Raw genomic sequence first — 21,313 nt, 5'->3', positions numbered from 1 at the left:
GGATCATGCGCCTCCTGAACCGCTTTCCACAGCCTTGAAATTTGTGACAGCGGCGCCCAAATAACGCCCACTGGCTGCCGCATTCTGCCGGCGTTTCATTAAAGCCATTCCAACAGAAGAGAGGACTACGTATGGGCGAAATAATCGAAGCCATTACGGCCGCCCTCAATTCGGGGGCGAATGTCATCACGGCACTGCGTGACGCCTACGGATACTCGATCGAGGACCTTTCAACGACTTCGGGGCTTGCCGTCTCGGAAGTCGAGGATCTTGAGGCTGGCAACATCGACCCGGCCAAGCTTGCCCGGCTGACGGCATCGCTCGGCCTGCCCGAAGGGCTTGGCCAGCCCGAGGAAACTGGCATGCCCGCGAGGCTTGCCAGCTGATCATGCTGCACGCCGCGCGGGGGCGGCGCTGCATTCTTTCAAGCACAGGTTGAATATGAGGCGGGGCGGCGACGCCCGGCCGATCAACTTTTGGCCCCCCGCGTGAAGTTGATGTGGTGGAAGGTCCGGTCGCCTTGTTTCGGCCACTTCCGCATCCCTATCGTGAGGTCACGAGCAAGCGAAGATTTGCTGCCAGGTTCCTGTAACATCGGAGGAGGATACGATGAGCGGACGCATGTTCGACATGCCTGTTTTCGTGAAAGCCGAGGATGTGACAGCCGAGGAAATTGCCTCGCTCGATGAGGCGCTGTCCTTCCTGGACAACTGGCCGGTTCACCGGCGCGGACCGGTCTACGACACGGCCTACCGCGCCTGCCAGCTGGCGCTGAAGGGCGACTATCCGCTCGAGCGCGCGCGCCAGTCGTTCCAGTCATTCGCCAAGTTCATGCGCATCCTGGACGAAACGCCCGCACAGGTCGCCGCCGCGGCGATCGGGGAGGGCGGAACGCGGCTCGGAAGGGCGTAGAGACACCTTCCGCCGACGCCGCTTCAGGGCTTCGATATAGACGTTGGGCGAGCTGCCGGCTCTGGTCTGGTGGCCGCCCAAACGACGTTCAGTCATCGCCGGTCGCCTCATGCACCGGCGATTTTTTTGTGCCTTTTCTTGGGTTTGGTCTTCGGAACGCCCGGCGGATGCTCTCGATTGGAGGATGAAGGGGCGCCTCGCGCCTGTTGAGCTCTGCTCCCGTGTATTATCCGAGTGAAGATATAGTACCCCCACCCCTAACCCCTCCCCACAAGGGGGAGGGGGATTACGGGAACCTCGAAGCCTGTGCAGGCAGGACGCCTGTGACAGGGACGTGAAAAGAGACAGGGACACAGGGACGCGTAAAGAGACAGGGGCGCGTAAAGTACGTCTCGTGCTGCCAACATTCCCCTCCCCCTTGTGGGGAGGGGTTAGGGGTGGGGGTAGACCGCGCCCATTCAGGCCGCGCGCGTGTCAGAAAGTTCCGGGACCGAACCGAGGCGTGAACGCGCCTCGTTTAGTCGCGTGCAAACTCAGTTTCGACCGGTGCGCACGACGCGCGCCAACCCGGAGGCCTGACGTCTCCAACTTCCCCTCCCCCTTGTGGGGAAGGGTTAGGGGTGGGGGTAACAGTATTTCTGCAAGTCTCGGCGGATGAGGCGGGAGTGCCTGGCTGCCGGGCCGGCGTGACGAAAGACATGCCCTGGCTCAGGATGATCCGCGCTATCCCTCCAGCCTCATCCCGTTCTGCCGTGCGATTTCCGTCAGGGCGGCGGCGAGCTCGTCGGTCGCCTTCGGGCGGGGGCGGAATTTCGACCAGTAGAGATAGGCCGGGACTTCGACGCTGTTTTCCAGCGGGATGGCGACGAGGCCGAAGCGCTCGCAGTCGAGCACCGAGAACGGGTCGAGGATGGCGATGCCGATATCTTCCGACACGAAGGACAGGGCCGTCTCGACGAAATGGATGAAGACATGCGTCTTCCGCTCCGCGCCGGCGCGGGCATAAGTTGCGTCTATATAGCGGCCGTGGGTGGTGTCGGGCCCGTAGGAGATCAGCACCTCGCCGTCGAGGTCGCCGGGCGCGATCACGTCGCGGCGCGCAAGGCGGTGATCCTTTGGCACGACGACGTGCAGCCCGCCGCTGGCAATCACCGTGCAGTCGAGGTTGGGGTCTTCGGCCGGCGCGATGCTGGTCACGCACGAGCCCTGACCGAACAGCAGATAATCCTGGATGTCCTTTTGCGGCAGGAAATCGCAGTAAAAGACGCGCGCGGGATGATCGTCCCTCAGCTTTTTCAGCGCCTTGGGCACGAGGCGCATGCCGATCGAGGGGGTGGTGCCGAAGCGGAACACCGAACTGTCGCCGCGCGCGATCGCGTGGATCGCATCCGACAGCCGGTCGAACTGGCCGTAGACGCGGTCGACCTCGACGAAGATGAGTTTTGCTTCCTCGGTCGGCACCAGGCGCCCGCCGATGCGCTCGAACAGCTTGGTTTGCAGCTCGTCCTCGAAGCGGCGGATGGTCATGGACAGGCTCGGCTGGGAAACGCCGAGCTGCTGCGCCGCCGCCGTCAGCGAGCCGGTCGCCATCACCGTGCGAAAAACCTCGATCTGGCGTTCCTTGAGCTTTGGCCGCGGCATGTTTCCCCCCATTTGGCACTCGCCATTCGTATAACTTCGGCTTATGCCGGGCCGTTCATATCGTATTGGCGGCGCAGGGGGAATGGCGCAAATAGCAGGCGCGGGGTCCGGGCCGTCACGGCGCGACCCCAGAGGAGCAGAGCGGCATGATCACGGCAAAGACGCGCCTGGTGGCGATGATCGGGCAGCCGATCGCGCAGGTCAAATCGCCGGACTATTTCAATCGCGCCTTTGCCGAGGCGGGCGCCGAGCGGGCCATGATCCCGATGGAGATCGCGCCCGAGGCCGTAGCCACCTTCGTCGAAACGGTTCGCGGCTGGGACAACCTCGACGGCTTCGTCGTCACCATCCCGCACAAGCAGGCGATCGCTGAGCTTGCCGACGAGGTCTCGCCGCGTGCGAAATGGCTGGGGGCGGCCAATGTCGTGCGCCGCGAACCGGACAGCCGGCTCGTTGCCGACATGGTCGACGGGCTGGGCTATGTCGCTGCGATCCGCGCCAACGGTTTCGAGCCGAAGGGCAAGCACGCGCTGGTGATCGGGGCCGGCGCGGCAGGCAGCGCGATCGCGCATGCGCTGTGCGAGGAAGGGGTGGCCGCGCTCGCCATCTCCGAGCTCGACTGGCAGCGCGGCGACCGTTTTGCCGACAGGCTGCGCGAGGCGTTTCCCTCCGTCGAGATCACCACCACCTGCGGCGACATCGGCGCTTACGATCTTGTTGCCAACGCGACGCCGCTCGGCATGCGCCCGAACGATCCGCTGCCGCTCGGCCGGCTGCACATCGCGGCGCTGAAGGAAACCGCGCTCGTCACCGACGCGGTGACCTCGCCGGAGGTGACGCCCTTCCTCGAGGCGGCAAAGGAATCGGGGCTAAAGATCCAGACCGGGCCGGAGATGTCGAAGGCGCAGATGGGCCTGCTTGGCCGCCACATGGGCGTGCTGTGAGGGGGCGCCGCCGCCAGCTGCCCGACACTTGCAAAACGGATTGGAAAGTGAATGACCAGGAAGACCGAGACCTATGATGTCGTTGTCGCCGGAGCCGGCGCGGGCGGACTTGCGGCGGCGGTGGGCGCAGCGCGCCTTGGCGCGCGCACGCTGCTGGTCGAACGCTACGGCTTCATGGGCGGAGCGGCGACCAACGCGCAGGTGCTCGCCTATTGCGGCTTCTATCTGCGCGGGCAGGAACAGCGCCGCTCGGTGATGGGCGTTGCCGAGGATTTGTTGCGGGAGCTCAAGCGGATCGGCGCCGAGACCGCGCCGATCGTCTCGAAGAGCGGCTACTGGGTGGTGATGCTCGATCCCGAGGCAACCAAGCTCGGCTTCGACCGGCTGGCACGCAAGGCGGGCGTTGAGGTGAGGCTGCACACGCGGCTGATGGGCGCTGCCGTCGAGGACGGGCGCATCCGCAGCGTGGACCTCGTCGACCATGCCGGCGTGACCACCGTCGAGGCGAAGGCGTTCGTCGATGCAAGCGGCGAGGCGACGCTGGCAACGCTCGCCGGCGTGCCGCTCAGCCAGGGGGGCGGCGACGCGAAGGCCGTGCAGGCGGCCTCGCTTCCGGTGCGCATCGGCGGGGTAAAACCCGGAACCGTGCTCGACCGCGCGGTGATGGCGCAGCTGATAGCCGAGCACAACAGGACCGCGCGTCGGCCGATCCTGCGCGCCGACGGCGGCGTCCTGGTGACGCTGCCGATCACCGGCGACACCTGGTGGATGGCGATCGACCTCGAGACCGACGGCATTACGGGCAAGAGCCTGACCGAGGCCGAGTTCGAGGCGCGCGAGCTTGCCTGGGAGAATCTTCAGGTGCTGCGCCGCCATCCCGGCTTCGAGGACGCCTATCTGGTGGCGACCGGGCCGCAGCTCGGCATTCGCGAGACGCGCCGGCCGTTTTCCCGCGTCGATGTGAGCGAAGCCGACGTGCTCGAAGGCCGCCGACATGCGGACGCGATCGCGCGCGGCAGCTGGCCGATGGAGGTGCACGAAGCGCCCGGCCGCGCCCGCTTTATCGACGTTGGCGGCGAAGGTTTTTTCGACATCCGCGCCGGCGCCATTGAGGCGGCCGAGGTGGACAATCTGCGCCTTGCCGGCCGCGTCATCGGCGCGGACGCGAAGGCTTACGGCTCCGTGCGCGTCATGGGCACCGCCTTTGCGACCGGCCACGCGGCGGGCATTTCCGCGGCACTCGCCGCCACCAGCGACGGCGACGTCGCAACGCTTCAACGCGTGCTGCGGGAGCAGGGCGCGGAGATTTAGCGCCGTTCAGACCCGGCACTCGGCACCAGGTTCTCCTATAGCAGGTACGTACCCATTCAGCCGGCGCGGCTTCCCCGCGTCCTGATCCGCTGGCTTGAGGTCAACGTTCCGGCCTGGATGCCACGGTCAAGCCGTGGCATGACGAAGCGGAGAGGCGGGGAGACACGGGCAAGCGCGAGTAACGTTTGCGGAGTACGCGGGGCGGGCGATTGCCGTCACCATCACTCCCCTCGTCACCCTCGGGCCTGACCCGAGGGTCCATACCTGAACCTCTCCGGTGGTGTGCGTGGCATTCGCCACACGCCCGGGATCCTTGTGAGCGGCGTGCACAAACCCGAGACTAGGCACTCAGCCCCTCACTCTCCCCCAAGCAATCCCCTACCGATCGCCGCTTCCTCGTCGTCGTCGGGCAGAGCTTCGTCGCTGTCCTGGTAGGGGTTGTCGTCGTCTTCTTCCAGCGGCTCGGTGGCTTCCTCGTCCTCGTCATAGCGGAAGTCGCCGTTCTCAGGCAGGCTGTCGGGCAGAACCTCGCCCTCGACACCCTGGAGATCGTCCCAATCGGGCTGTTCGAGGTCCGGGCCCTCGAGTTCCGGATCCGGCAGGTCGGGATCGGTGTCGATGTCCTCGAGGTCGGGGTCGGGGTGCAGGCGGTTCGGGTCGCGCGGGATCATCTCATTCTCCACATCTGGCGGGTGATATGTGCCTGAGCAGGCCAGACTGCAGGGGCGTCGACTAACCGGATGCGGACGGGAATGTTCCCCTCTCGTCCGCTCACGTTTTCAGGTCAGGTTTCGGGCGTGCCGGCGCGGCGGAGCGGGACGGAACGGACGCCGTGTCTCGCGGGTTGTTGGCGGGAAGGGAGAACTGCCGTGACCTTGCTGATCGATCCAAGAGAAGAGTTGTGGGAAGACTGGCCGGGCGAGCACCGCTCGCGGCTGAAATTGCTGCTGTCGGCCGGTCGCACCGAAAGCGCCGAAATCACCCTCGGCATGGCGGCGCTCGACCCCGGCGAGGAGCTGCCGCTGCACAGCCACCCGCAGGCCGAGACCTGCATCGTGCTGTCGGGAAATGGCAGGTTCGAGGTGGAAGGCGAGACGACAAGGGTCGAGGCGAGCCAGATCGTCTTCATCCTCGGCAATGCGCGCCACCGCATCGTCAATGATGGCGACAAGCCGCTGACCTTCCTGTTCGCCTTTGCCGCCAACAGCTTTGACGACGTCGGCCACGTCTTCGGCGACACTGAGGAAGCGAAAGCCGCCGGCCACCACCTGCCGGTGACGAGCGACCCGAAACTCAACAACCCGGATGCAACGCCCGGCACCGGCATGCTGCCCGACATCGGCAGCAATGATCCGAACTCGCAGCCGTCGGGTTAAGCCCGAAGAAAAGGCGCGGCAGCCTTCCAGCCGCCGCGCCCCAAGCGTTCGACTCGTCGCCTTCAGAACATCGCTTGCGGGATGACGAGGGCGATCTGCGGGAAGATGACGATCAGGAACAGGCACACCGCCATCGCGAACCAGAACGGCAGCACGCCCTTGAAGATCGTCGACATCGGCACATCCCTGGCGATGCCCTTGACCACGAACACGTTCATGCCGACCGGCGGCGTGATCATGCCCATCTCGATCATGATGACCGCAACCACGCCGAACCAGATCGGGTCGAAGCCCATCTGCATCATGATCGGGTAGAAGATCGGCACTGTGACGACGAGCATCGCCAGACCGTCCATGAACATGCCGAGGATCAGGTAGGCGACGACGATCAGGAACAGGACGCCGTAGGGCCCGAGGCCCATCGTCGTCATGGCCTCGCCAAGGCGCGCGGGCAGCTGCGTCATCGACAGGAACGGGTTGAGCACCGCCGCGCCGATGATGATGAGGAACAGCATCGCCGTGGTGCGGACCGTATCGCCGACCGCCTTGGAGCCGGTCGACCAGTTCAGCTTGCCGGTGAACAGCGCCATGATGAGGACGAGGCCGGCGCCGATGCCGGCTGCCTCAACCGGCGTGAAGACGCCAAGATAGATGCCGCCGATTGAGATGATGATGACGCCAAGCAGCGGCGCGGCGCGAAGGCCCGCGGCCATCTTCTCGCTGAACGGGATGTAGGCGCCGCGCGGACCCGCCTCCGGATTGCGCAGCGAGATGATCGTCACCGTCGCGATGAACAGCGCGGTGAGCAGCAGGCCCGGCAGGATGCCCGACATGAACAGCTGGCCGATGCTCTGCTCGGTCAGGATCGCGTAGATCACGAAGCCGGTCGAGGGCGGGATCAGGAAGCCGAGCGTGCCGCCGGCGGCGACCGCGCCTGTCGCAAGGCCGCGCGAATAGTTGAAGCGCTCCATCTCCGGCAGCGCGACCTTGCCGATCGTCACGGCCGTTGCCACCGACGAGCCGCTGACGGCCGAGAAGGCGGCGCAGCCGAGCACCGACGCGGAAGCGAGACCGCCGGGCGCCCGCCCGACCCAGGCGAAGGCCGCCTCGTAGAGGCCGCGGCTGAAGCCGGCGACCGAGGCGATGTTGCCCATCAGGATGAACAGCGGAATGACGGTGAGGTTGTAGTTGGAAACGTGCGAGAAGGCTTCGGTGACCATCAGCGCGTTGGCCGAGCGGAAGCCGTTCAGCATCCATGTGCCGAAGAAGCCGACGGCGAGCATCGCCATGCCGACGGGCATGCGCAGGATGAGCAGCACGAACATCGCGCCGATGCCGAGAAGCCCGATCGAGAAATCAGTCACGGCCGCGGGCTCCTGTTCTGAAAAGGTCGATGATCTGCAGGGCCAGGATGACGGCGTAGGCCGCCGAGCCCAGCGCCATCAGCCCGTAGAAGGGCCAGAACGGCAGCCGCAGCATGTTGGACAGGTCATTGTATTCGAGCGCCTCGCCGAGCTTGACCCAGGAGCGCCAGGTCAGCAGGTACATCAGGTACACGCCGACGGCGCGCGAGAAGATGTCGCCGAGGAAGCGGCCCCATCTGCCGATATGCTCGTCGAAGACGTCGACTCGCACATGCTCGTCGCGCTGCGCGGTGGCGGCGAGCGCCAGCATCACCAGAGGAATGGAGACGAGCTGGATCACCTCGTTGCTGCCGAGGATCGGCGCGTTAAAGACATAGCGTGTGATGACGCCGACGAAGGTCATCACCAGGACGATCGCCAGCGCGACCGCCGAAAGGGAGGTCAGGGAGCGTACCGCCCACTCGACCGGGGTCGAGTGGGCAAGACCCTGCTTCCTTTCCGTTGCCGGAGGAAGATCAGTCATTCTTCAGCGCTTCGACATAGGCGCGCGCCGGCACTCCCGTTGCCTCGACCTCGGCGATGACCTTCTCGATCACCGGCTCGGACGCGGCATTGAACTTGGCGACCTCCTCGTCGGAGAGGCTGATAAGTTCCTTGCCTTCCATGCCGACGAACTCTTCCTGTGCCTTGTCCGAGACCTCGACCCAGGCGGCGTGGCCGTTGCGGGCCGCATCCTTGCCGGCCTCGAGAACCGCCTTCTGCTGGTCTTCAGTCAGCTCGTTGAAGCTGTCGCGGTTCATCACCAGGAAGAACTGCGAGGTCGCGGTGTCCATGCCGACGGTGACGTATTTGGTCACTTCCGCCAGGCGGAACGCGGTCAGGGCCGACATGTCGATCATCGCGCCGTCGATGACGCCCGTCTGCATGGCGTTGTAGATCTCGGTCGCCGGCATCGACACCGGCGAGCCGCCCCAGGCCTCGAGCACGAGGCCGGCATTGCGCGACGGCACGCGGATCTTCAGGCCCTTGAGGTCCTCGAGCTTGCGGATCGGCTTGCTGGCGGTGAACAGCACGCCCGGCTGGTTGTTCCACAGCGCGAGCAGCTTGACGCGGCGGTACTCGGGATCGAGCATCTCCTGCGTCTCGATGATGCGCTCGATGTCGTTGATCGGATCGATCACGCCCGGCAGCTCGCTGAGCAGCGTCATCGGGAACGTCGAGGCAGTGTAGCCCGGCAGCGCGAAAACGATGTCGGCGACGCCGTCGACGGCGCGGTTGTACTGCTCGGCCGGGCCAGGCCCGAGTTCGCCGCCCATATAGGCCTTGATTGTCACTTCACCGTTGGTGGCGGCGGAAATCGCGTCGCCCATCGGCTTGTAGACGCGCTCGAGCGCGAAGTGGGTCGGCGGCTGGAAGTCAGCGAGCTTGAGTTCTTTCGCCAGTGCAGCCGGCGCAGCCAGCAAGCTTGCCGCCATCATCGCTGCGGTAATCATTTTCGGAAACATGCGTGCTCCTCCTTGCGTACATGCAGGGCAAGACGCTGCCGGAGCGAGCAGGAAGCTGGAGTCTCCCTTTCCTAGCCCGGGATGATTCCACCTCTCGCGCGCGGCGCCTTACCCTTGCCCAGGTGACCATCACTCGGGCCCCTCCCTCGGAACGCGTAAACAGCTTATCCCGATCGGCGAAAGAAGAACCCGGACCAGAAGTGCTGGCAAGAGCAAGCGGCTGCTTTTGGGTGGGTCCAACCAGCATTTCAAAATGTAACATACGCATTTCTTATGGGGCGGGCCGCGCGGCTCTGTCCTGCCGCTGCGTCAGATCTGGCCGTTGCTGACCCTTGGGAAGCGCGGATGATGATGATGATGCTAAGCCCGCGCGCGGAATCACCCCGCGACAGCGAGGAACCGGGGGAAAGGCCTGAACGAAAAAGGCCAGGCGCGGGGCCTGGCCAAGTTGCTAAGGAAGTAATCGGCGGGGGGAGGTGGAAAACCGCCGCAAGGCACGTTCAGGGAGAATGGAGGAGCGTGCCTGCCGTACAAACCGGGCTGGAACAATTTTGTTCCGGGAGGATCACCTGTTCGATGGCAGGGACCGGGGGGCTTCGCCTCGGGCACCCTTCTTGTGATCCCGCCCCGGGCCGTCCAGGGAAAGCGGGGCGGGAGGGGAACCGGATCCTGTCCTCGATATGTCCGGCGGGACGGGGCGTGATCATTCTCTATCTGCCTCTCTCTGCACCGCCGCGATGCTTTGCCGTTCCGGCATGGATCCTCGGGCTTGACCCGAGGATCCATGCCGGAACCTGTGGATGCAAGCGCGTCGCCGCCGCCTCTGCAGCGCCCGGACACTCCCCCATTTATGGGGGAGGGGGACCATGCGAAGCTTGGTGGAGGGGGCGTGTTCCGCTCACCTCCGTATTTGAGGCCAGAAGCCTTTTCTGAGGCGGTGAGCGCATCAGCCCCCTCCGCCGCTTTCAGCGGCACCTCCCCCGCTCCGCAGGGGAGGATCCCGGCGCCGCGCTTAGCCCGCCATCTCCAGCCGCGGCGACATCGGATCGGTGATCCGGTGCGCCTGGAAGGTGTCGGGGAGCGGGGTGAGCTCGATCGTCTCGACGATGCCGGCAAGGTTGAAGGCGTCGCCCTCGGCGAACTTGCGGGCATCCTCGAGCGAACGCGCCTCGAGGATGCCGAAATTGCCGGCCGTCTCGCCGCTCTCGGTGAGGATCGCCGAGCCGACCAGCACCGAGACGAGCCCTTTGCCGCCGGAGGCGACCCAGGCGCGGTGCGCCGGGCGATGCTCGTCGCGGGCGGCGTCCTGTCCTGCCTTGTGCAGGCATCGCATCAGCACGAACATCGTCTTACGCCGCGTTTTCGAGGACGACCATGCCCGCGCCGGTCATCGAGGCGGGCGCGTAATAGTGCTTGTGCACGAGGTCGACCTTCTCGTTCATCGCCGCGCGCATGACGAGCCACATGATGAGCTCCGCGCCTTCCGAGCCGAACTGCTCGACATAGTCCTCGCGGGTCATGTTGCGGTAGTGCTCTGGATTGGCGGCAATGCCGTCGAGCCAGGCGCGGTCGGCGTCCTGGTTGATGAAGCCGGCGCGCGCGCCCTGCAGCTGGTGCGACAGGCCGCCCGTGCCGAGGATGACGACGCGCTCGTCGGTCGGCCATGACTCGATTGCCTCGCGCAGCACCTTGCCCATGTCCCAGCAGCGCTGCGGCGTCGGGATCGGGTACTGGATCGTGTTGACCCAGATCGGCACCACCTTCACCGGCCACTTTTCCGGGCGGCCGAAGAACAGCTCCATCGGCACCTGCATGCCATGGTCGACTTCGATTTCGCGGCAGACCAGCGGGTCGAAATGGCGCTCAACCAGCTTGTCGACGAAGTGCCAGGCGAATTCGGTCGCGCCCTCGAAGGGCGGGATCGCGCGCGGGCCCCAGCCCTCATCGGCCGGGTTGTAGCTGTCGGCGACGCCAACCGCGAAGGTCGGCACGCGGTCGAGGAAGAAGGTGTTGCCATGGTCGTTGAAGACGACGACGGCGATGTCCGGCTTTGCTTCCCTGACCCACTCCTTGCCGGCCTCGTAGCCGTCGAAGAAGGGCTTCCAGTCGGGGGTGTCGCACAGGCCCTTGTCGAGGGCCACGCCGATGGAGGGAACGTGGCTGGTGCCCAGCCCGCCAATGATCTTAGCCATGTGCTGCGCGCTTTCCGAGGCGATGGTAGAGGAAATCTTCGTGGCTCATGCCGGCCTGCGCCGCGCCGATCCGGGTGATTGGCGTCGGGTCGATGGCCGAGATCTTCAGGATGAAGAACAGATTGCCGCCGAGACGGACCATTTCGTGCCAGTCGCGCGACATGACGGCTTTCTTTTCCTCTTCGGTCAGCCCGAAGCGGTCGAGATAGGCTTCCTCGTCGGCCTTGAAGGCCTCGCGATTGGCCGCCTGGCCAAGCGACATGGCCATCTTGTTGATCCTGTAGCCCCTGATCGAGCCGTTGCGGTCGAACAGGGGAGTATCCGGAATGCTCTGGTTAGCCATTTCAGTATCCAAACCTGCGTTGGAGCCATTCGACGATCCGGGAGGTGACCGCCTCTGGCTGTTCCACCGGCGCGAAATGGCCGGCATCCTCGATGATCGCGAGTTCCGCGTCGGGAACCGCGTCGGCGATTTCCTGGTGCTGCGCGACCGGGCTCCAGCCGTCCTGGCGGCCGGTGAGCAAGAGGATCGGGCAGCGGATTTCGGGAAGGTAAGCGGTGGCGTTCGGGCGGCCGATCAGGGCGCGGATCTGGCGCTCGTGAACCTCGGGGCCCGCGCGCAACACCATTTCCTTCAGCCGCGCCACCAGCTGCGGATCATTGCCGCTGCGCTCCGGATGCATCATTGGCGGCAGCCAAACATCGGCAAGCTCGCCCATATCCTGGTGGCCGAGCGCGATCATCTCGTAGCGCTTGGGCAGTTCCGCCTCGCGCTTGGGGCCATGGCCGGTGTTCGCCAGTACCAGCCCGCGCACGCGGCCCGGGGCTATCCGCGCCATTTCCAGCGCAACGCGCCCGCCCATCGAATGGCCAACGACGATCAGCTCGCCGTCCGTCTCCGACAGCACTCTTTCGGCCATCGCGGTGATGGAATCGTCGCGGGTGACATCTGCGTGATGCGCCGGCAGCGGCGCGGCCTCCGCCACCGCCTGCCAGACAATGGCATCGGAGACGAGGCCGGGAATGAGAACGAGCGTGGTCAACGAAACTTCCTCCAACTGAGTTGGAGATACAGGCTGTATACAGGAACGTCAATCCAACAGGAAAAGGTGCGTGAATTTTTCCTGCGTGTGCACAGGAACGGCGCTTTCTGTATTCACGGCGGCCGGATGCTGCCGGCAGGCGCGATAGAGGATGCGTCCGGCGCCGGGGCGGTTCAGAGGGAGAGTGTCGGGCGGCGCGATGGTGCTGACTTGAGGGGGAGGGTTTGCGATGTGGCGGACCCGTGTCCGTTGCACCTCGCCGTGCGTATCACCAGCGTTCCGGCATGGATCCTCGGGTCAAGCCCGAGGATGACGAAGGTTGAGATGTAGCTCTCAACGATTAGGCCGCACCGACCTTCCGACGACGGTGCACGGCCCGGCTGTTTGCCAACGAGGATGTGCGACCCGGCCTGCCCGTTGTGCGAACCCGTCCCCGTCTTCGTCATCTTCGGGCTTGACCCGAAGATCCATTCCGGAACAGCGACCCTCCGCCGGCGGGCCAGGATGAGACCTGCAGGTGCACGCACCGCGAGTTATTTCCTCCACTCGCCGGCCCTGCAGAAATAGATCCCAATGTTGAATGTCATTCCGTTTTGTGAAAAGGATGAGCGACCATTTGCATTCCGGAGACATTCATGACCAGCCAGAGCCGCGCGGTAGAAGAGGTGGACCTGCTCGTATTCGGTGCCGGAGCGGGAGGTATGACCGCGGCGCTGACGGGCGCGATCAACGGCCTCGACGTGCTGTTGTGCGAGAAGTCCGACATGGTCGGCGGCACGACCGCAACCTCCGGCGGCACCACCTGGATCCCCGGCACCAGCCAGAGCGAGCGCGCCGGCGTGCCGGACCGTGTCGAGGATGCCGACGCCTTCCTGAAGTCGGTGGTCGGCAATCGCGGCGGCGACGAACTGCGCGCGGCTTTCCTGGCATCCGGCCGCGCCGCGGTCGACATGCTCGAACGCGAGAGCGAGGTGAAGTTCACCGCCGCGCAGGCGCATCCCGACTATCTCGGCGGCCACCCGGGCGCAGCCTATGGCGGCCGCGCGCTGGTGCCCGACATGTTCGACGGCCGTCTGCTCGGAGACGAGTTCCGGCGCGTGCGCCCGCCGCACCGTGTCTTCATGGGCCTTGGCGGCATGATGGTCGGACGCGGCGAGGTCGCCTCGCTGCTCAACCCGTTCTCCAGCCTGCAGAACCTCAAGGTCACGCTCTCCGTCGTCCTGCGCTATTTCGCCGATCGCCTGAAATATCCGCGCGGCACGCGGCTTTTGATGGGCAACGCGCTGGTGGCGCGGCTGTACTACAGCCTGCGCCAGCGCAACGTGCCGGTTCTGTTCAACGCCCCGCTCAAGGAACTCATCATCGAGGACGGCAAGGTCGTGGGCGCGCAGGTGTCGACGCCTGAAGGAACGCGCACCATCCGCGCCCGCCGCGGCGTGGTGCTGGCCACCGGCGGCGTCGCCTGGAACCGCGAGCTGCGCCAAAAGCTGTTTCCGAAGGAAGTCGCCATGCGCTCGCAGGCGCCGGAGCCCAATACCGGCGACGGCATTTCGATCGCGGTCAAATCCGCCGGCGCAAGGCTCGATGATGGCCATGACAGCCCTGCGCTGTGGATGCCGTGCTCGATCATGAAGCGCGAGGACGGCACCGATGCGGTGTGGCCGCACATCATCCTCGACCGCGCCAAGCCGGGCCTGATCGCCGTCGGCCCTGACGGGCGCCGCTTCGTCAACGAGTCCGACAGCTATCACGACTTCTGCATGGGCATGATCCGGGCAGGGCTCAAGGAGGCCTGGCTCGTCGTCGACGACGCGTTCATCCGCAAATATGGCCTCGGCCTGGTCTTCCCGGGCGCGAAGAAACTCGGCTACTTCCTGAAGAAGGGTTATGTGACGAAGGGCGCGACGCTCGCGGAACTCGCGCAGAAGATCGGCGTCGACGCGGCGAACCTGCAGGACACCGTCGAGCGCCACAACGGCTATGCCGTTACGGGCGAGGACCTCGAATATGGCCGCGGCACCAGCGTGATGAACCGCTTCAACGGCGATGCCGAGGTGAAGCCCAATCCGTGCATGAAGCCAATCGAAGCGGCGCCGTTCTATGCGCTCAAGGTGCAGCCGCTGGACCTTGCCTGCAGTGCGGGTCTTACCTGCAACGCCAACGGCCAGGTGCTTTCCGAGGCAGGCTCCCCGATCGAGGGCCTCTATGCCTGTGGCAACGACATGACGTCGCTGTTCCGCGGCACCTATCCCGGCCCCGGCACGACGATCGGCCCGGCCATCGTCTTTGGCTGGCGAATCGCGCAGCATCTGGCCAACAAGCTTCAGGACTGAAATCATGCCCCATCCGATCAGCCTTTCCTTCCTCACCGTCTTCGATGTCGGCCCGCTCGAGGCGATCCGCATCGCGGCCGAGACCGGCTACGATTGCGTTGGCCTCAGGTTGCTGCCGGCCGCGGCGCAAGGTGAGGAGCCCTATCCGCTGCTGACCGACGACGCGCTGCTGGCCGAAGCGAAGGCGCTGCTTTCCGGCACCGGCATCTACGTCTCCGACATCGAAATCGCGCGGCTGAAGGAAGGTACGGACGTGAACACGTTTGCGCCGTTCTTCGAGCGTGGCGCGGCGCTTGGCGCGAGGAACGTGCTGGTCGCCGGCGATGACAGCGACAAGGCGCGCCTCACCGACACCTTTGCCAAGCTCTGCGAGCTGGCGAAGGGCTACAACCTCACCTGCGACCTCGAATTCATGCCGTGGACGGGCGTCAAGGCGCTGCCGGATGCGCGCGACATCGTGCTGGCGGCGGGCCAGGAGAATGGCGGCGTCCTGATCGACGGCCTCCACTTCGACCGCTCGAAGTCGCGGCTCGAGGATATTGCGACGATCCCGGCGTCGCACATCCACTATGTGCAGATGTGCGACGGGCTTGCCGATTATGATCCGTCCGACGAGGGGCTGATTTACGTCGCGCGCAATGCGCGGCTGTTCCCGGGCGAAGGCGCGATCGACCTTGCCGGGATCGTCCGCGCCATTCCTGACGGCACACCGCTCAGCGTCGAGGTGCCGAAGCGCGAGCTGGCGCAGACCGTCAGCCCGGTTGAACGCGCGCGGATGGGACTTGAGGCCACCAAGCGCGTCATCGAAGCCGCCGGCCGGGCCTGAGGTCGAGGATAAGAACGGGCAGGGGCGCCGCCGGCCCCCTCCTTACCTACAACTCGTACTTTGTCAGGTCAGCGGTGATTGCCTCGCAGGCCTCTGTGATCTCGTCGGTCATCTGCGCGAGATTGTTGCCGACGAAGCGGAAGGCGGGGCCGCCTAGCGCGATGCAGTAGGCGAGCCTTCCGCCCGAGAAGATCGGCGCGGCGACGCCGCTCACGCCCTCGTCGCGCTCCTCGTTCGACACCGCATAGCCCTGCCGGCGCACGCGCTCCAGTTCCTTCTCGAGCAGGCTTTTTTCGGTGATCGTGTTCGGCGTGTAGGCGACAGGCGTGAACAGCTTGAACATCTCCTCCAGCTCCTTCGGCGAAGCGAAGGCGAGCATCACCTTGGCGCCGGCGGTCGCCGGCCAAGGCAGCGTGGTGTTGCGCAGGTAAGGAATGCGCACGTGATGGCGGCAGTCGATGCGGTCCACGGGGACCAGCTCCGGCCCGATCAGCTCGCGCAGCGACGTGAATTCGCCGAACTTTTCCGACAAGCGTTCCAGCCAGGGCCGCGCAATGCGCATCACCGTCGTGGTGCTCTTGGCGACGCGCGCCAGCTCGACGACCTTCGCCGACAGCTGGAAGCCGCCGTCGCGGTCCTCGATGATGAGGCCGTAATGCTTGAGGCTGTTGAAATAGCGGTAGATCGTCGAGCGCGGCATGTTGAGATGCTTCGCCAGCTCCGTCGGCGTCCACACCGGATGCGCCGCGTCGAAGGCGAGCAGAATCTCGATGGCGCGATCCGCCGTCGAATTGGCGCTGACAGCCTTTTCCATGGCCTTGTTCTTCCCTGGCATTCCTTCCCCCGCACCAAATTGCGACAATTTCCATATCAACTTTCGGTCACAAACGGCAAGATCTCTTGCCTTTGGGGTCCGGCTCGCGTAATTGCCCTCGACCTCTCTCTTTTTGTGAGAACATGTTAATCACAAAATGAGGAGACAACTTGGAGGAGTCGTCTTGATTCAGAGCCTTTCTTTCACCCGCCGCGCACTCATGGGTGCCGCCCTCGCACTGACCGCCCTTGCCGGTTCGGCCGCTGCGCAGGACAAGTATCCGAGCGGCCCGGTCACCATCGTCGTGCCGTTCGCGGCCGGCGGCACCACCGATGCGATCGCGCGCCTCGTCGCCGAGGAGCTGCAGACCCGCTGGGGTTCGGCCGTCGTGGTCGAGAACAAGCCGGGCGCCGGCGGCGTGATCGCAACGCAGGCCGTTGCCCGCTCCAAGCCGGACGGCACGCAGATCCTGTTCAACGACATCGGCATTGCCCTCAACGAGGTCACCATGCCGAGCCTGCCGTACAATCTGAAGGAAGACCTGCGCCCGGTCGTCACCGTCGGCGAGTGGCCGCTGGCGTTCCTGGCCGGCTCCAACACCGGCATCAAGACGATGTCCGAGCTCGTCGAGCGCGCCAAGAACGAGAGCCTCGCGCTCGGCACCTTCGGCCCGGCTTCCTCTCCGCACCTTGCGGGCGAGCTGCTCAAGTCGGTCGCCGGCATCGACATCAAGATCGTGCACTTCAAGGGCGTGAGCCCGGTCATCCAGGCGATGGCCGCTGGCGAAGTCCAGCTCGGCGTGTTCGGCGTCGGCGCCGCGGCCGGTGAAGTCGCCAAGGGCACGATGAACGTGCTCGCGGTCGACTACAAGTCGCCGCTGATGCCGGAAGCCCCGACCTTCGCCGAGGCCGGCGTCGACGGCCTGCGCGCTATCGCCTGGTGGGGCGTGTTCGTCCAGAGCCAGACCCCGGACGAGATCGTCAACGAGATCAATGCCGGCGTGAACGAGGCTCTGACTTCCGAGCGCGTCGTCAAGTATCTCGACACCAACGGCTACACCAAGGTCGGCGGCGACGGCGCGGCGCTGCAGCAGCGCGTCGACGACGCGGTCTCGCTGTGGGGCCCGCTGGCCGAGAAGGCCGGCATCGTCTCCAAGTAAGACGCGCCAGCGAACTTATTAACATCCTACCCGGATGACGCAGCGGCCGCCCCATGTGGGCGGCCGTTTTGTATGTGAGTTGCGATATTCATTATTGCATTTCGAGATTACGTTTATCATAAGACGGACATCGAATTTCGAGCCAAGCTCGCGCTATCGGGAGAGACATCATGGCCCAGCAACCTCAATTCGACGCGGACGTCATCATCGTCGGTGGCGGCCCTGCCGGTTCCACCCTCGGCAACCTGCTCGGCACCTACGGGGTGCGGACGCTGATTCTTGAGCGCGAGCCGGACATCATCGACTATCCGCGCGCGGTCGGCATGGACGACGAGGCGCTGCGCGCCTTCCAGACCACGGGTCTCGCCGAGCCGCTGCTCAAGGACATGATCCAGAACACGCTGCTGCGCTACCACCACTCCAACGGCAAGATGTTCGCCGAGGTGGGGCCGAAGGCAAAGCCGTTCGGCTGGCCGCGCCGCAACCTGTTCATCCAGCCGCTGTCGGAGAAGGTGATCCGCTCGGGCCTCGCGCGCTTCTCGCACGTCAAGGTGCTGACCGGCCATGAGGTCGAGACCTTCAGCCAGGACGACGAGGGCGTGACCCTCAACGTCAAGACCGCCGAAGGCACCAGGGTCATGCGCGCGCCCTACGTCGTCGGCTGCGACGGCGGCAAGTCGACCGTGCGCAAGGGCCTCAACATCAAACTGCTCGGCGACACCCACCCGTGGCGCTGGCTCGTCGTCGACCTCAGGAACGACGACCGCTTCGAGCCCTATTCGGCGATCTACTGCGATCCTAAGAATCCCTACATCGTCATCGATCTGCCCTACGGTCACCGCCGCTTCGAGTTCCGTCTGCGTCCCGAGGACACCGACGAGAAGATGTCGAACCCGGAAGAGATCGCGCGCCTGCTGCGCAAGCGCCTCGGGCCGGACGAGAAGCCGGACATCATCCGCGCGCGCATCTACACGCACCACTCGCGCATTGCCGAATCCTTCCGCAAGGGCCGCATCTTCATCGCGGGCGACGCCGCCCACCTGCAGCCGCCGTTCTTCGGCCAGGGCCTCAACTCCGGCCTGCGCGACGTGATGAACCTGTCGTGGAAGCTCGCCATGGTCGTCCAGGGCAAGGCTGACGCCAAGATCCTCGACAGCTACGAGCAGGAGCGCCAGCACCACGCCGAGCAGATGGTGAAGTTCGCCACCGGCATCGGAAAGTTCTACGCGCCCTACAGCTACTTCACCGAGTACTTCCGCAAGGCGTTCTTCTGGTGCGTCCATCGCCTGCCGGCCCTGCGCGACTACGTGCTGCAGATGAAGTTCAAGCCGATGCCGTTTTACGAGAAGGGCATCGTCGACCACTCCAATTCGGGCGGCAAGTTGCTGGTCGGCCGCATGATGGTGCAGCCGAAGGTGGCCGATGTCGAGGACAGGCCGATGCTGCTCGACGATGCGATCGGCAAGGGCTTCGCCGTCATCGGCATCAACGAGGACCCGGCGGCGCAACTGTCGGCCCCGGACCGCGCCTACCTGCAGTCGATCGGCACGATCGTGCAGATCAATCGCTCGCGCCGCGGCAAGGTCGGCTGGAGCGCGCATCCGGACACGCTGGTGCTGGATGACCTCGACGGCGTCTTCCGCGACATGCTGCTGAAGGCCCCGAAGCAGAAGTTCTACATCCTGCGCCCGGATCGCTACGTCTTCGCGGTCTGCGACCGCCACGAGCTGCCGGGTGCGGTTGCGCGCCTTCGCGCGCAGCTCGGCGAGCAGCGCCACGTCGAATACCGTATGGCTGCGGAGTAATCTGATGACCGGCATGACACCCCAGGACCACCGGGAATGCGGCCTCGCCCTGTTCGAGGCCGAGAAGTCCGGCAAGCAGATCGGACTGCTCTCCCAGCGTTTCCCGCAGATGGACCTCGACGATGCCTATGCCGTCCAGGACGCGATGCTGGCTGCGCGTGACGCAGCCGGCTTCCGCCGCATCGGCTGGAAGATCGGGCTGACCTCCCGCGCCATGCAGGAGGCGCTGCAGATCACGACCCCGGATTCGGGCGTGCTCTACGACGACATGCTGTTTGCCAACGGCGCGTCGATCCCGGCGGACCGCTTCATCCAGCCGCGCGTCGAGGCCGAGATCGCCTTCATCCTGAAGGGCGACCTCGAGGGCGCGAACCTCACCCGCGAGGACGTGCTCGCCGCAACCGACTATGTCGCGCCGGCGCTCGAACTCCTCGACACCCGCATCATCCGCAAGGACCCGGCGACCGGCGCGATCCGCAAGGTCACCGACACCATCTCCGACAACGCCGCCAATGGCGGCATCGTGCTTGGCGAAGGCCGGTTCGATGCGTCGAAGACGGACCTGCGCTGGATGGGCTGCATCCTCAAGCGCGACGGCATCGTCGAGGAAACCGGCCTTGGCGCCGGTGTGCTCGACGATCCGGTCACCGGCATCATCTGGCTGGCGGCGCGCATCGCCAACTATGGCGGCAAGCTGTCGGCCGGCGACATCGTCTTGTCCGGCTCGTTCATCCGCCCGGTCGAGGCGCCGCATGGCAGCCGCTTCGTTGCCGACTACGGCCCGTTCGGTGAGGTGCGCTGTGACTTCCTCTGAGAACGCGACCCGCGCACCGGTGAACGAGTTTCGCGCGGCGCTGAAGCGCGGCGAGGTGCTGACCGGCTTCTGGCAGGGGCTCACCTCGGCCGAGACCGCCGAAATCAGCGCCAGGGCAGGTTTTGACTGGCTGCTGTTCGACGGCGAGCACGCGCCGAACGACATGGCGATGCTGCGCGACCAGCTGCGTGCTGCCCAGGGCGGCACGGCGCATCCTGTCGTGCGCGTCGTTGCCGGCGAAGACTGGATGCTGAAGCAGGTGCTCGACATCGGCTTCCAGACGGTGCTGGTGCCGATGATCGACACCGCCGACCAGGCCGAGCAGGCCGTGCGCGCCTGCCTCTACGCGCCGGAAGGCAAGCGCGGCGTGGGTGCCGCCCTTGCTCGCGCCTCCGATTTCGGCCGCCGCTCGCAGTATCTTGCCAGCGCCAATGACGAGATCTGCATTCTTCTGCAGGTCGAGAGCGTGAAGTCGGTCGAGAACCTCGACGAGATTTTGAAGATCGAGCGCATCGACGGCCTTTTCATCGGCCCGGCGGACCTTTCCGCCGACATGGGCTATCGCGGCCAGCCGACGCACCCGAAAGTGCGCAAGGTGATCCGCGAGACGACGCGAAAGATCCGCGCCGCCGGCAAGGCGCCGGGCATCCTCCTGGGCACGCCCGAGCACGTTGCCGAGGCGCGCGAGGACGGGGCGCAGTTCATCGCTGTCGGCTCCGACGTCGGCGTCTTCATGCGCGCCGTCACCCAGCTTGCCGAGCAGTACCGCAGCCGCTGAACGCGGCTGCCTTCTTTTTCTTTTGTAGCGAGACAGACATGCTGCCTTTGAAAGATCCCGGCCTTCTCAGCGACAAGTGCCTCGTCAATGGCGAGTGGGTCGAGGCCCGCTCGGGCAAGACGGTGGACGTGACCAATCCGGCGACCGGCGAGCTGATCGCCCGCGTGCCGTCGCTCTCGGCCGAAGAGGTCGAGGAAGCGATTTCGCAAGCCGCCGCCGCCTTCCGCCCGTGGGCAAAGCGCCCGGCCAAGGAGCGTTCGGCGATCCTGCGCAAGTGGTTCGACCTGATGGTCGAGCACGCCGATGACCTTGCGGTGATCCTCACCAGCGAGCAGGGCAAGCCGGTGGCGGAAGCCCGCGGCGAGATCATGTACGCCGCCTCCTTCGTCGAGTGGTTCGCCGAGGAAGCCAAGCGCGTCTACGGCGACACCATTCCCGCCCCGCAGGCCGACAAGCGCATCACCGTCATCCGCCAGCCGGTGGGCGTCACCGCTGC

General features: G+C 65.5%; 22 protein-coding genes. 12 read left to right on the top strand and 10 right to left on the bottom strand.

Annotated elements, in window-relative coordinates:
• Positions 1 to 131: 131 nt before the first annotated feature.
• Entirely contained in the window at positions 132 to 386 is a 255-nt protein-coding gene (locus tag L630_RS0117610; RefSeq protein ID WP_024849537.1) for a helix-turn-helix transcriptional regulator, read from the top strand.
• Between the two features lie 223 nt (positions 387 to 609).
• Positions 610 to 912: a DUF982 domain-containing protein gene (locus L630_RS21725; protein ID WP_024849536.1), complete on the top strand. Its 303-nt coding sequence runs from the start codon at positions 610 to 612 to the stop codon at positions 910 to 912.
• A 723-nt stretch (positions 913 to 1,635) separates the two neighbouring features.
• Here L630_RS21725 and L630_RS0117600 read toward each other — a convergent pair.
• The gene (locus L630_RS0117600) at positions 1,636 to 2,553 is read right to left on the bottom strand and encodes a LysR family transcriptional regulator (protein ID WP_024849535.1); all 918 of its coding nucleotides are present in this window, start codon (positions 2,551 to 2,553) and stop codon (positions 1,636 to 1,638) included.
• A gap of 146 nt (positions 2,554 to 2,699) precedes the next feature.
• Between L630_RS0117600 and L630_RS0117595 the strand changes: the two genes are divergently transcribed.
• Together L630_RS0117595 and L630_RS0117590 are read left to right on the top strand one after the other, a co-directional pair.
• The gene (locus tag L630_RS0117595; protein WP_024849534.1) at positions 2,700 to 3,497 is read left to right on the top strand and encodes a shikimate dehydrogenase; all 798 of its coding nucleotides are present in this window, start codon (positions 2,700 to 2,702) and stop codon (positions 3,495 to 3,497) included.
• Positions 3,498 to 3,548: 51 nt separating this feature from the next.
• The gene (locus L630_RS0117590; RefSeq protein WP_024849533.1) at positions 3,549 to 4,808 is read left to right on the top strand and encodes an FAD-dependent oxidoreductase; all 1,260 of its coding nucleotides are present in this window, start codon (positions 3,549 to 3,551) and stop codon (positions 4,806 to 4,808) included.
• 356 nt (positions 4,809 to 5,164) lie between these two features.
• On the opposite strand, the gene L630_RS0117585 is transcribed toward L630_RS0117590, so the two are convergent.
• On the bottom strand, positions 5,165 to 5,479 hold the full coding sequence (locus tag L630_RS0117585; protein ID WP_024849532.1) for a hypothetical protein: 315 nt from the start codon (positions 5,477 to 5,479) through the stop codon (positions 5,165 to 5,167).
• 198 nt (positions 5,480 to 5,677) lie between these two features.
• On the opposite strand from L630_RS0117585, the gene L630_RS0117580 reads away from it, so the two are divergent.
• On the top strand, positions 5,678 to 6,184 hold the full coding sequence (locus L630_RS0117580; protein ID WP_051473340.1) for a cupin domain-containing protein: 507 nt from the start codon (positions 5,678 to 5,680) through the stop codon (positions 6,182 to 6,184).
• A gap of 62 nt (positions 6,185 to 6,246) precedes the next feature.
• Here the strand turns inward: L630_RS0117580 and L630_RS0117575 are convergent, their stop codons facing one another.
• The 7 genes from L630_RS0117575 to L630_RS0117545 all read right to left on the bottom strand — a co-directional run bounded on the left by L630_RS0117575 (position 6,247) and on the right by L630_RS0117545 (position 12,288).
• A complete protein-coding gene (locus L630_RS0117575) occupies positions 6,247 to 7,548 on the bottom strand; it encodes a TRAP transporter large permease (RefSeq protein ID WP_024849530.1) in 1,302 nt (433 codons plus the stop codon).
• Positions 7,541 to 8,071 carry a TRAP transporter small permease gene (locus L630_RS0117570; RefSeq protein WP_024849529.1) on the bottom strand — a complete coding sequence of 177 codons (531 nt, stop codon included), beginning with the start codon at positions 8,069 to 8,071 and terminating at the stop codon, positions 7,541 to 7,543. The genes L630_RS0117575 and L630_RS0117570 overlap by 8 nt, the downstream gene beginning before the upstream one ends.
• Positions 8,064 to 9,053 (bottom strand): TRAP transporter substrate-binding protein, encoded by a 990-nt coding sequence (locus L630_RS0117565; RefSeq protein ID WP_024849528.1) that lies wholly within the window; start codon positions 9,051 to 9,053, stop codon positions 8,064 to 8,066. Before L630_RS0117565 ends, L630_RS0117570 begins: the two co-directional genes overlap by 8 nt.
• A gap of 1,012 nt (positions 9,054 to 10,065) precedes the next feature.
• Positions 10,066 to 10,398 carry a YciI family protein gene (locus L630_RS0117560; protein WP_024849527.1) on the bottom strand — a complete coding sequence of 111 codons (333 nt, stop codon included), beginning with the start codon at positions 10,396 to 10,398 and terminating at the stop codon, positions 10,066 to 10,068.
• Positions 10,399 to 10,402: 4 nt separating this feature from the next.
• The gene (locus L630_RS0117555) at positions 10,403 to 11,245 is read right to left on the bottom strand and encodes a class III extradiol dioxygenase family protein (RefSeq protein WP_024849526.1); all 843 of its coding nucleotides are present in this window, start codon (positions 11,243 to 11,245) and stop codon (positions 10,403 to 10,405) included.
• A complete protein-coding gene (locus tag L630_RS0117550; RefSeq protein ID WP_024849525.1) occupies positions 11,238 to 11,588 on the bottom strand; it encodes an extradiol ring-cleavage dioxygenase in 351 nt (116 codons plus the stop codon). Before L630_RS0117550 ends, L630_RS0117555 begins: the two co-directional genes overlap by 8 nt.
• Position 11,589: 1 nt before the next feature.
• Complete coding sequence (locus tag L630_RS0117545) at positions 11,590 to 12,288, bottom strand: alpha/beta hydrolase (RefSeq protein WP_024849524.1); 699 nt, start codon at positions 12,286 to 12,288, stop codon at positions 11,590 to 11,592.
• A 635-nt stretch (positions 12,289 to 12,923) separates the two neighbouring features.
• On the opposite strand from L630_RS0117545, the gene L630_RS0117535 reads away from it, so the two are divergent.
• Both L630_RS0117535 and L630_RS0117530 read left to right on the top strand, forming a co-directional pair.
• The gene (locus tag L630_RS0117535) at positions 12,924 to 14,621 is read left to right on the top strand and encodes an FAD-binding protein (RefSeq protein ID WP_024849522.1); all 1,698 of its coding nucleotides are present in this window, start codon (positions 12,924 to 12,926) and stop codon (positions 14,619 to 14,621) included.
• Positions 14,622 to 14,625: 4 nt separating this feature from the next.
• Positions 14,626 to 15,447 (top strand): TIM barrel protein, encoded by an 822-nt coding sequence (locus L630_RS0117530; protein ID WP_024849521.1) that lies wholly within the window; start codon positions 14,626 to 14,628, stop codon positions 15,445 to 15,447.
• A gap of 46 nt (positions 15,448 to 15,493) precedes the next feature.
• Here L630_RS0117530 and L630_RS0117525 read toward each other — a convergent pair whose 3' ends face one another.
• Entirely contained in the window at positions 15,494 to 16,282 is a 789-nt protein-coding gene (locus L630_RS0117525) for an IclR family transcriptional regulator (RefSeq protein ID WP_084466185.1), read from the bottom strand.
• A 163-nt stretch (positions 16,283 to 16,445) separates the two neighbouring features.
• Between L630_RS0117525 and L630_RS0117520 the strand changes: the two genes are divergently transcribed.
• From L630_RS0117520 to L630_RS21720, 5 genes are all read left to right on the top strand, one after another.
• On the top strand, positions 16,446 to 17,420 hold the full coding sequence (locus tag L630_RS0117520; protein ID WP_024849519.1) for a tripartite tricarboxylate transporter substrate-binding protein: 975 nt from the start codon (positions 16,446 to 16,448) through the stop codon (positions 17,418 to 17,420).
• Between the two features lie 170 nt (positions 17,421 to 17,590).
• Positions 17,591 to 19,225: a bifunctional 3-(3-hydroxy-phenyl)propionate/3-hydroxycinnamic acid hydroxylase gene (locus L630_RS0117515; RefSeq protein WP_024849518.1), complete on the top strand. Its 1,635-nt coding sequence runs from the start codon at positions 17,591 to 17,593 to the stop codon at positions 19,223 to 19,225.
• 13 nt (positions 19,226 to 19,238) lie between these two features.
• On the top strand, positions 19,239 to 20,039 hold the full coding sequence (gene hpaH, locus L630_RS0117510; protein ID WP_024849517.1) for a 2-oxo-hept-4-ene-1,7-dioate hydratase: 801 nt from the start codon (positions 19,239 to 19,241) through the stop codon (positions 20,037 to 20,039).
• Complete coding sequence (locus tag L630_RS0117505; RefSeq protein WP_034330764.1) at positions 20,026 to 20,817, top strand: HpcH/HpaI aldolase/citrate lyase family protein; 792 nt, start codon at positions 20,026 to 20,028, stop codon at positions 20,815 to 20,817. The genes hpaH and L630_RS0117505 overlap by 14 nt, the downstream gene beginning before the upstream one ends.
• 38 nt (positions 20,818 to 20,855) lie before the next feature.
• Positions 20,856 to 21,313, top strand: a 458-nt coding sequence (locus L630_RS21720; protein ID WP_034330761.1) for an aldehyde dehydrogenase family protein, incomplete at its 3' end; no start/stop codon positions are given.

It is taken from the genome of Aminobacter sp. J41 (assembly GCF_000526635.1).
Taxonomy (GTDB): domain Bacteria; phylum Pseudomonadota; class Alphaproteobacteria; order Rhizobiales; family Rhizobiaceae; genus Aerobium.
Note: the sequence above shows the minus strand (reverse complement) of the source record. Positions and strands in the feature narration are given on the sequence as shown.